Here is a 10,559-nt window from a genome sequence, read left to right on the forward strand (position 1 = left end):
CATTTAAATAATGCTACAATGAGATATCGGTCGAATTTTTAAACTCTCTTGCAAGTCGAAAACCTCGAAACGCTTGAACTCGAAAAAGAATTTGTGCCAACAAGTTGGAAGATGATTTCTTCGCTTTCAGGAAAGACAAAACAGGAAGATTGAGACTGCATTGTTTGCTTTCGGCACCGATTTATCTTCTTGGTTGCCTGTATGTTACAATACGGACTCACCCAATTCGACTGTTCTTGCAATCGAAGACAGTATTTCTAACAATTCTATCTATACACTTAAGGAGGACTTTTATGAAACAAACAAAGACGTATTACGATTTTTTTAAGGAGTTGTCGACAATTCCACGTGCTTCAGGAAATGAACAGGGTATTCAAAACTACCTTCTGAATTTTGCCAAAGAGAGAAATCTCCAAGTATGTAAAGAGGACGAATCCGGAAACATCATCATAAAAAAACCTGCAACAAAGGGCTATGAGCACATCTCTCCCGTGATCCTGCAAAGCCATATGGATATGGTGGCGGAAAAATCTCCCGAATCCCCTCACAACTTTGATACGGATCCGATCGAATTGATTGAAGAGGGAGGCTTCCTTCATGCAAACCAAACGACCTTGGGTGCAGACAACGGAATCGGTGTTGCCTATTCCCTGGCTCTCCTCTTCGATGACACAATCGAACACCCTGCCTTGGAAGCCATCTTTACGACCGAAGAAGAAACCACTATGAAGGGTGCGGAACTTCTAAAAAGCGAGAGTCTGAGCGGAACATATATGCTCAACCTCGATTCCGAGGAAGAAGGAGTCTTCTGTGTTTCTTCCGCAGGAGGTTTGGACTTTATAGGAAAACTTCCCCTTCGCTATGTAACCTCCATGCAGGACACCACTTATAAGCTTGTTGTTTCCGACCTGAAAGGCGGCCACTCCGGAATGAATATCAATTCGGGACGTGAAAATGCAAATAAACTTCTCGCAAGACTGTTGAATCGTATTGCGAAAGCTCTTCCTGATATGGAGCTGGTATCTATAGACGGGGGCTCCAAAATGAATGCCATACCCAGAGATGCACACGCTCGATTTAATCTCTCCAAAAAAGATGAAAGTACACTCCATAAGATGGTAGAGCTTATGCAAACCGAAGTTCGCAACGAGCTTCAACCGACAGACAAGGTTTCTCTGTATCTTGAAACATCCGACTTTGTTTCCGAAGTGATGGAAAAGCAAAACAGGGATGATATCATCTCCTTCCTCGTCCTCGTTCCCAATGGTGTCAATACCATGAGCAAAAATATCCACGGTCTTGTAGAAAGTTCCCAAAACTTGGGTATTGTGACAACGGAAGAAAACGAAATCGGTTTCTATATCTCCGCCCGAAGCTCCGTGGACAGCCTTCTTGAACTGATCTGCGAGCGAAACCTTACTCTGTCCAAACTATGCAAGGTCGATATGCTCACGGGAAGAGGCTATCCGGCTTGGGAGTATAAGGCGGATTCGCCTCTTCGGGACTTGGCTATTGAAACCTACAAAACCTTTTTTAACAAGGAGCCTAAGTTGGAAGCCATCCATGCCGGTCTGGAGTGTGGATATTTTGCAAAAAAAATCCCCGGTATCGATATTATCTCACTGGGACCCAACATCTATGATGTCCACTCTCCGAAGGAAAAGATGCAGCTTGACTCCGCCGACAGAATGTATGACTATGTAGTAGCTCTTCTAAAAGAAATGATACGGTTTTCGTAAACGGCTCCAATACTGAAATGAACCGAAGAATGGAACTACCCGATCTGTATGTTTCACTTGTGTGAAGCACGGAATTTGAGCATTAGGCAATTCAAGCAGACAAACATATACCGTCCTTTTGATATTTAGTCGAATGGAAATAGAATATGGACCTCATGATACTAACACCTGTTTGAATTGCCTAGTTATCTGTATGAGCATGTTTCAATCACAGGACCGGGGTATGAAAGTGAAAAACAAAGAACGATAACTCTTTTTCTTGAGAGCAAGCAAAGCTTGAAATCAGATGAAAAAGCGGACAGAGGAGCATCGCCCAGAAGAGAAGGGTGAACGCAGCGAATGACGAAGTTTGCCGAACTGATCCAAATGAGTGCAACATATAAATCAGCTGTTTGAGCCTTAGCGAGTTCTGATGTTATGGTTCACGACTTCGTTTTCAGCTCCAAACACGTAGTATCGGTTTCGTTTGCACTTTCATTTCCTATAAATGACGATTCATGGTTACCCCTTCCATAAACCTGATGATTTAATTGGATTTTATACTATTTTTCAATAGAAGTATGGATATATCTGTTTTTCAACCCACGAAAAATCATTTTATTTTCTATGGGTCACAGATTGTTTATATCCATAACTCAAAGGAAGAGCGGTATCAACAATCATTTACTCTATTTGCTCGGATTTCAAGCATCAAACAGTATCCGATTTGAACAGGAAGCAGTATCAGAGATTGTTAGGCCCTGACATTGCATGAATCAAAAAAAGAAACTGCATACCGACGGTATCTCAGTTTCTTTATCTTCAATAAAATGGTCGGAGTGACAGGACTTGAACCTGCGACCTTCCGGTCCCGAACCGGACGCACTACCAAACTGTGCCACACCCCGATAGACAGTATTGTACAACTTCTTTGACAAAAAATCAAGATAAATTTTCATCTTTTATTATTTTTTTATCCGTGATAGAAACATTGGCCAAAACGATCGCTTCTTTTGTGACGAACACGGAAAAAACCTCTTTTCATACTATTACCTGTTGCATTGTCCGGTTATCTGTATGAGTATGTTTCAACACAGGACTCGGATATGAAAGTGAAAAACAAAGAACGATAACTCTGCTCTCGAGAACAGGCAAAGCTTGTGATCGATTGAAAAAGCGGACAGCGGAGCAACGCGTAGAAGAGAAGGATGAACGCAGCGAATGACGAAGTTTGCTAAGCCGATCCGAACGAGTGATACTACTATTCCTTTGAATAATGGATATCAACGATTTGCACTCCATAGAAGAGAGCACGAATTTTCGTGGTTGCAAAACAGATATAACCATGCTTCTATCGAAGAATAGTATGAAACATATAAATCAGCTGTTTGAGCCTCCGCAGTTCCGATGCTATGGTTCACGACTTGGTTTTCAGCTCCAAAAACGTAGTATTGGTTCCGTTTGCACTTTCCATTTACTGTAAATTCCGATTTATCTCTATACCTCACATTTTAATTGGGTTTTAGTATCAAAGGAAGAGGGGATGTCTTCTGTTTGGGAAAACATCCCCTGTAACCTTCATTCTATTCGATTACGATCAAACTTCCCTGCCCTTTTTTCTCAAAAGAAACCTTATTTCCAAAAGCTTCTCCTATGAAACGAAGCGGAACATAGGTTCTTCCACCCTGCTCGAGTCCCGCAGGAACATCCAACTCGACCGTCTGCATTTTACCGTTCTCACTTATGGTTGCCTGTTTTTTGTTTAAAGTTAATACAACCGTTCTTCCCTCTTTGACTGCGGTAATCTTTTTGGTTGACGCCTCCCATTTTACCTGTGCATTTAGGGCCTCAAAAATCGCACGAAGAGGAACTAGAGTCCTTCCACCCTTCGCAACAGGCGGAGTGTCAAAGTTGACAAGAGCTCCGTTGATCTGAACTCCTATCCCGCTTTTCGGCACCTCTACCTTTACTGTCTCCTTTTTTTCGGGCACGGCAGGTACAGTTCCTTCTTCTTTCTCGGGTACTGTCGGTGCAGGTGCAGGCGTTTTTTCTTCTTTCTTTTCTCCTTCTTTTACTTCCATCGATTTGGACCAGTCAAGGGACAAAAAGACCTTTTGTTCTCCGGAACCGTCTCCTCCGCCTTTGATTTTGTCCATGGCATCTACCCAAACCGCCGCTTCCAACTCGGCGGGCTTTTGAGCAGTACTCTTTAATTCCACTTTGATGTTGTAGGGATTCTCTCCGGTTTCACTCTTTATTCCTTCAATCTTTTTTCCGTTTTCTACCAAAAACATCTTTTTGATATTTTCTTGAGTTCCTCCAAATTCCAGCGGTTTCAGATAGATGTTTATTGCCGTTCCGTTTTCATCCACGAGAACGTCCGCTTCACTCTTCAATGCTTTGTTCGCCATAGAAGGCTTATCTTTTTGATACGCATTGATCAACTTGACCGGAACACTGAAACGTGCCGTTTCAGCAAATGCCGTAACTCCTGTCAATGCAACCATTGTTGCACATAGGATCCCAATTATCGTCTTTTTCATAGTTTTTCCTTTCTCAAAATAAAACAAGTGGTTTCCCCTTATCCGACATATACATTGCCTGTGGCCTCACCTGATCATGTAGTGTGTATTACCAAATCCCTCAAACGGTTTTTGGCAGTTATACATCCCGTATTCGTGTGGCACAAGCCAATAACGGTAATTATGCAGACTTCGAGGTTGTATCGAAATTCTTTTCAAAAAAGGCACACAAAGACATACGGATATCCGTATGTCTTTGCTGCTCTGATAATGCTTATTTTCTTGCAGCTACAATGACATCGTAGGCCCAGTGACCTTCCTGTACATCGCTGTAAGGTGTTTTTGCTTTGACATCCTTCTTGGTATTAAAGGTACGTTGAATCATAGAAACCGCTTCCGCACGCGTGATCGGTTGATCCGGACGAACCGTTCCGTCATCGTATCCGGAGATAATCCCCGCTTCAACACAAGCAGCGATCGCCTCCGCCGCCCAATGTTCTTTAGGTACATCTCTCATAATTCGATTTGCTGTCGGTAGATTTCTTAGTTTTGCAAGAATATACGCATATTCCGCACGTGTGATCTCCTCGTTCGGATGTATATTTCCGTCTTCTCTTGCTCTGAGATATCCGGTCGAAGAAAGTTTCACAACCGCCGCAGTATACCAAACATCTTTCTTTACATCAGACAAGACGATCTGTTTGGTTTCTTCTTCTTCAATCAGATCCGCAAACAATATGGATGCTTCCGCACGCGTGATGTGATTGTCAGGTTTGAACTTGTTTCCTTCGTATCCTTGCATATACCCTTGCTCCAAGGTGTAGGTGATTTTTTCCACCCTTGCGTTTTCCAAGACCTTATCCAAGGCTTGATGACCCGCTTTTTCATCTTTTGCAAGAAGCTTCACTGCCTCTTCCAGAGCCTTGAGAGTTTGGGAAGAATAGATCTTGGTGTCTTTCCGGATTTGATCTATCTTTGCTTTTGTCTTCTCAGGAATTTTTGAGATGATACTTGAAACCTGTTTGGGAGCAGCTACGGTCGGGGCACTTCCACCGCCGCCTCCGCCTCCACCGCCTCCGCCACCGGAGTTTCCACCGGGATTTGGAATCGGTTTTACTTTTTCTTTCAACGTTGCCAAGATTTCCACATCGCTTGCAGGCATCACAAATTTATGACTTGCATCGACAGGGACTTGATTTTCCTGCTCATCTACAACTTTTAATGTGTCCAACTCATACTTATTTGGATCTTCTATCGTAAAGATGATTTGAACCTCTTCTCCCTGTTTTGCTTTGTCTGCGGGAAGAGTTTCTATTGTAATTCCTGAAGTCGTTGTGATCACGATCGCAAAGCTTTCGTTCACATCACCCTCGCCGTCTTTCTTTTCCAAAGCATTTTTCTTTTCTACCAAAGCTTGGAGAGCGGCATCTACCTCTTCCTGCGTCACTCTCTTATCGTCAAGAATTCTCTTAGCTTCACGCAATGCCTTACGCAATTCTCGTCTTCCTTCGATCTTATATTGTCTAAGATCCAATCCCGAGATCTCATCTACCAAATTGCGCAATTCATCTTTATTTGCCTTGGATTCAACCAAAGCCAAATAGCCTTTGAAAATGGCAATGATATCTTTGACATCTTGATCTGAAGCATCTTCATCCTCAAAAACATCTTTTGCATTTTGATAGACATCCTTAAGAGCCCCTATACTCTCCTCTGTAAAGGATGCTTCGTTTGCAATAAGTTCATCTGCTTCTTTGAGGAGGATACCCAATTCGCTCTTATCGACTTTTCCGTCTATACGCTTCAAGTTTTTGATTGCTCTATCAAGCATGTCAATGGTCGCCTGAATATGCTCGGGAGTATTGTGCTCAGGTTCCTTAGATCTAAGCGTCATCTTTGCCCCTTCAATAGCAATAACCAAAAACTCTTTAGAGTCTTGCGTATAGTTTTCATCGAGGGAAGCATAAATATCCTCAGCTTCTCTGATTTTTTCTTCCAGTCTCTTTTTATCACTTTCTCGAGAACTGCTGATCAATTGATTCATCGCATCAGAAAGTTTTTCTCTGGCACCGTCGATTTGATCTTGAGTTGCGCTCGGATCTGCAAGTACCTTCTCCGCTTCTTCAAGAACGACTTCAAAGACTTCCCATTCTTCCAGATCAAAATTCTCTTCTTTCAGCTGTTTTGCCTGATTAATCTTCAAAATCAAAGCTTCCTTATCTACCGGAACGGGAACAACAGTCGCATCTTTGATCAGTTCTACCGTAAGGTTATACTTTCTCAATACCGGTTTGTAAGTCAAAACAGGAGATCCATAACCTGTTCCTTCAAGATTCGGCATATAGATGTTGAACTCAAGCTTATTGGGTAACATCACTTTCTTTTCAACTTCTCCTTCGCCGAAACTAAGCTCATATCTCGACTTAATATGATCCTTTCCTCTGAATATCATATCTACCGGGCCTTGATATCCGTTACGGACTAAGGTAACGGTCACTTCCTTCATTCTCTTCTCATTTACTTCTACAGAGAGAAGAACCGAACCGGTTCCACCCTTTTCTACAGTAACAGTATCGATCGGAATCATCGCATAGTAGTTCTCATCCAAATCTCTTACCGTCAACTTGTATTCTCCATTGGGTATGTTTGCTGTATAGATTCCAAGTCCAACCTTTGGAGTAAGTTCATACTCCGTGCCGTTCTGTCTGTCGATCATAAACAGCTTCAAAGATGCTTCTCTCGGTTTTGCAACGGAGACAAAGACTTCTGATCTATCCTTGTAACTGAAGTTAACGTCGATAACTTTTACATAATCCGGATCGTTTGCTCTGATTTCAAAAGGAATTCTGTCCGAACCTACAAGCTCATACATCTCATCTACATCGGAAATAACCAAGGTATAGTTTCCGACCTCAAGATTATAAGGATCAGCTTCCGCTCCGTTGCTGTCCAACACGATCCACTTAAACTTATCTTTCGGAACGGAGCCCGATGAGATCTTTGCATTTACAATAATACTTCTCTCTGTTCCTTTTCGAACCGATTTATCCAAAGGAAGCTCAAGAGTGTTGTATGCATAGTCGGAGATGACCAGGGTTGCATTAGAACTATCAAGATCTGTCGGCAAGGTAAATCTGCCATCGCTATCAGGGAGGTACACCTTGTCTTCATCGTTATAACGCGCTTTAATAACTTGTTTTCTAATACCGGAGCCCTTCTCCTCGACTTGTTCTAAGTGATATATTCCCGTCGATCTTTCGTAACTACTCTTGACGATTCGCGGAAAGACTGTATCGACAGTAACAGGGAAGACCAAGGTCTGTTTATTATTAAACTTACCGTCCGGTTTCGCCTCTACAACAATTCGATAATGCCCATCTTGAACCAACTCATCGGAAGCATTCTTTCCTTCCCATTTCCAATGTCTTTGGTTTGTATTCAAGTTGGGTCCTCCAAAGCCGGGAATAAAGTAGTTTTTCCTTCCTTTATCATCTTTTTGAGATACGGAATAGATTGGGTTGCTATTTTGAACATCACTTGCATAATAAACATTCAACTGAAAATCTTTATAGTTTCTCAAGAAAGTTGCAAAAAAGGCTGCATAATCACCACTTCCATCTCCGTTCGGAGAAAAAGCAATCTTGTCTTTTTCATACTTAGGATCTGCAAAGGTGCTGTCCGCTAACTCTCCAAGTGCGACCAACTTGTTTCCTTCCTTGGAGGAAAGATAGGTGAAGGGATATTCTACCCTGTCTGCCAATTCATAATAGTACGGTTTTCTGTTCTGATCCAACAAGTCATAGATACTAGGTTCGATCACATCGAGGTTTTCCCAATTTCCACGGAAACCTACATAGGGAAGGTTTACACTTTCTCCGGCATCCGTAGCTTCAAAGAAAACATATCCTTCCAAGAAGAAACCGTTGGGCATATCATTTTTTAATTGAGCGATCCTGTCTTCCGACAATGTGAAAACAACAGAAAATTCCGCTTCGGAATTTGCTCCCACTTCAATCGTTTTCTTGGAGGAGGCTGTTGTATCCAATTGGTAGGGCTTCAATAGAGCCTTTCCGTTCTCCACCGTATCCGTGTTCAAAACAGCATAGTAGCTGAATGTACGCGGGGTTGCTCCGTAATTTTTTAACCTTCCTTTGATTTCGACAGTATTTCCTTCGATATTTCTCAAGTTAACACTGGACACACCATTAGTTCCGATAGCGACGACACTTGAACGCAGAGCTCTTTGAAGGTTCATCAAACCTGCACCCTGTCCTCTTGGAGAACCGTAGGCCTGTGTATTTGCATCCTTATAAGGAGAGGCTGTACTCATAAGCAGGTTCTTTACTAAAGCGTGTTTTTCTTCACCTTGAACCGAAGGAAATTTGGCTTCCACATACTGTTTTACAACCGCAATACCTCCCGCAACGTGAGGAGTAGCCATGGATGTACCGCTCAACACTTCATAGTAATTGTTATTGATGGAAGAGTAGATATTTCCTCCCGGAGCTGAGATATCGGGCTTGAGGTTTCCTTCCTGTGTCATTCCCCAACTGGAAAAAGCGGAAAGTTTGTATCCGTTGGGATTAGCAATAAAGGACTCTTCATTTGAAAATTCAATCTCATCTTGCGGATGATTTTTCAAAAACTCTCCGGATTCCTTACTGATAAAACAAGATGGAATCGTAATCTCTTCCTTATCAAGCCCGGCCATTCTTGTCAATTGATCTTCATCCAGATGGTTGTAAACAATAGCTGCTACTGCTCCGTTTTCTTGAGCGATCTTGACCTTATCATAAAATGTGAAATCTCCCTTCTCGGGATCCTTGCCTCTTTCGATCAGCGCAACTTTATCTCTTACACTTTTACCTGTGTAATCTTCTTTGTAACCCTTACCCACTTCAACGAAATTCATCTTTCCGGACGGGAAAGGCTTGTTGTCGGTTGCAGCATACAGAATGCTCTTCACAGGACTTGTATGCACGATCATTCCCTTTTGTTTTATCTTAGTATTCTCAACGGAAGCGACCGAAAATGAGATATCAGCGACAGAAGGTGAGTTGATGGTTCCATAATCGGGTTGTGTAGAAGGTACACTGTCCAAAGGACCGAACCCCATAAAACCGTCATTTCCTGCTGCAATCGCCACTACAATACCCGCTTTCTGAGCATCCTGTAGAGCTTTTATCGTCGTCGGTTCCATTCTGCTGTCAGTAGCGGAAGTGGAACCCAAACTCATATTAATGCTGTCCACACCCATTTTCACGGCATCGTCGATTGCTTTATTGTAGATTTCAGGCGTCGTTCCTCCACCAAACAAACCTCCACCAAACACACGCATAACCGCAAGCTGTGCATCGGGGGCAACGCCTTTCAAAGTTTGCCCGTTCGCAGCAATGATTCCTGCAACGTGCATTCCGTGAGAGGACTGGGTTCTTTCTTTGATTTCTGTATTTCTCTCCGCGTAGTTGAACCCGAAAGGAATTTTCGCATTGTAATATTTTCCTGCACTCAATTGTTTTTCAGAAATCAATTGATTCGTCTCTTCCATGCTTCTGATACGAAGAGAATCCTCATCGACCCTCTGAAAAATCTCATGGTTCGGGTCAGCTCCGGAGTCGATCACGGCTATCAACTGTCTCTTTCCTGTATATTTACTATCCCAAGCACTTTGTGCGTGGATCATCTCATTGCTCGCAGCATCTTTGAGACGCAACACGTCGATCTCCTTTAATTCGGGAGCCGGTATAACACGGTTGATTTGAACGGAAGCAACCTCGGGAAGAACTGCAATCTCCTTTGCTTCTCCAAAACTTGTCTTGAGTGAAAAACCGTTCAATACCGTTTCATAGCGTTCCGTTATTACATACGAAATCTGTTTTTCGTCCATAATATCTCTCAACTTATCTTGAGATTCCTTCGCATATTGTATCTGTGCTTCCAATCCTTCGGCAGTCTTTACCAAAGCAATGTCGGGAACATCCATTCCATGAACTTCCTTCATTGTTTTATCGTTCACTTCCACAATAAAACTTATCTCGTCCTCTTCTTGATACTCATTTTTCGCTTGACGTAACAAATCGGACAAGACCCAATTCTTTTCTTGAGTCACAGTATCTTGGACCATATCAACTGCTTGAGCTTCCATATTTTGAAGCTCATAATGCTCTGCATATACCGCCCCCGGTAAAACAAGGGTGGAACATAGCAAACTCAACGATAGTACAATCGATGACAGTCTTGCTTTCATACACTTCCTCCTAAATATCATTCTTTCCCACATCGATCCCTTATGTTTCTGTATAAGGATTAAGGTCCTCTT

General features: G+C 42.5%; 3 protein-coding genes and 1 tRNA gene. 1 reads left to right on the top strand and 3 read right to left on the bottom strand.

Going from position 1 to position 10,559, the window contains the following annotated elements; translation table 11 throughout:
* Positions 1 to 293 precede the first annotated feature (293 nt).
* Positions 294 to 1,739 carry an aminoacyl-histidine dipeptidase gene (locus tag ACFO4R_RS05985; protein WP_379788144.1) on the top strand — a complete coding sequence of 482 codons (1,446 nt, stop codon included), beginning with the start codon at positions 294 to 296 and terminating at the stop codon, positions 1,737 to 1,739.
* An 810-nt stretch (positions 1,740 to 2,549) separates the two neighbouring features.
* Here the strand turns inward: ACFO4R_RS05985 and ACFO4R_RS05990 are convergent.
* The 3 genes from ACFO4R_RS05990 to ACFO4R_RS06000 all read right to left on the bottom strand — a co-directional run bounded on the left by ACFO4R_RS05990 (position 2,550) and on the right by ACFO4R_RS06000 (position 10,487).
* Positions 2,550 to 2,626 (bottom strand) — tRNA-Pro (locus tag ACFO4R_RS05990).
* 675 nt (positions 2,627 to 3,301) lie between these two features.
* A complete protein-coding gene (locus ACFO4R_RS05995) occupies positions 3,302 to 4,261 on the bottom strand; it encodes a copper amine oxidase N-terminal domain-containing protein (protein ID WP_379788145.1) in 960 nt (319 codons plus the stop codon).
* Positions 4,262 to 4,514: 253 nt separating this feature from the next.
* On the bottom strand, positions 4,515 to 10,487 hold the full coding sequence (locus ACFO4R_RS06000; RefSeq protein WP_379788146.1) for a S8 family serine peptidase: 5,973 nt from the start codon (positions 10,485 to 10,487) through the stop codon (positions 4,515 to 4,517).
* Positions 10,488 to 10,559: the final 72 nt, after the last annotated feature.

The organism is Filifactor villosus, from assembly GCF_042652965.1.
Classification (GTDB): Bacteria; Bacillota; Clostridia; order Peptostreptococcales; family Filifactoraceae; genus Filifactor; species Filifactor villosus.

Bases quoted from the DNA above. Each gene is read 5' to 3' on its own strand.
- ACFO4R_RS05985 (WP_379788144.1), top strand. From the start codon at position 294: ATGAAACAAACAAAGACGTATTACGATTTTTTTAAGGAGTTGTCGACA.
- ACFO4R_RS06000 (WP_379788146.1), bottom strand. From the start codon at position 10,487: ATGAAAGCAAGACTGTCATCGATTGTACTATCGTTGAGTTTGCTATGT.
- ACFO4R_RS05995 (WP_379788145.1), bottom strand. From the start codon at position 4,261: ATGAAAAAGACGATAATTGGGATCCTATGTGCAACAATGGTTGCATTG.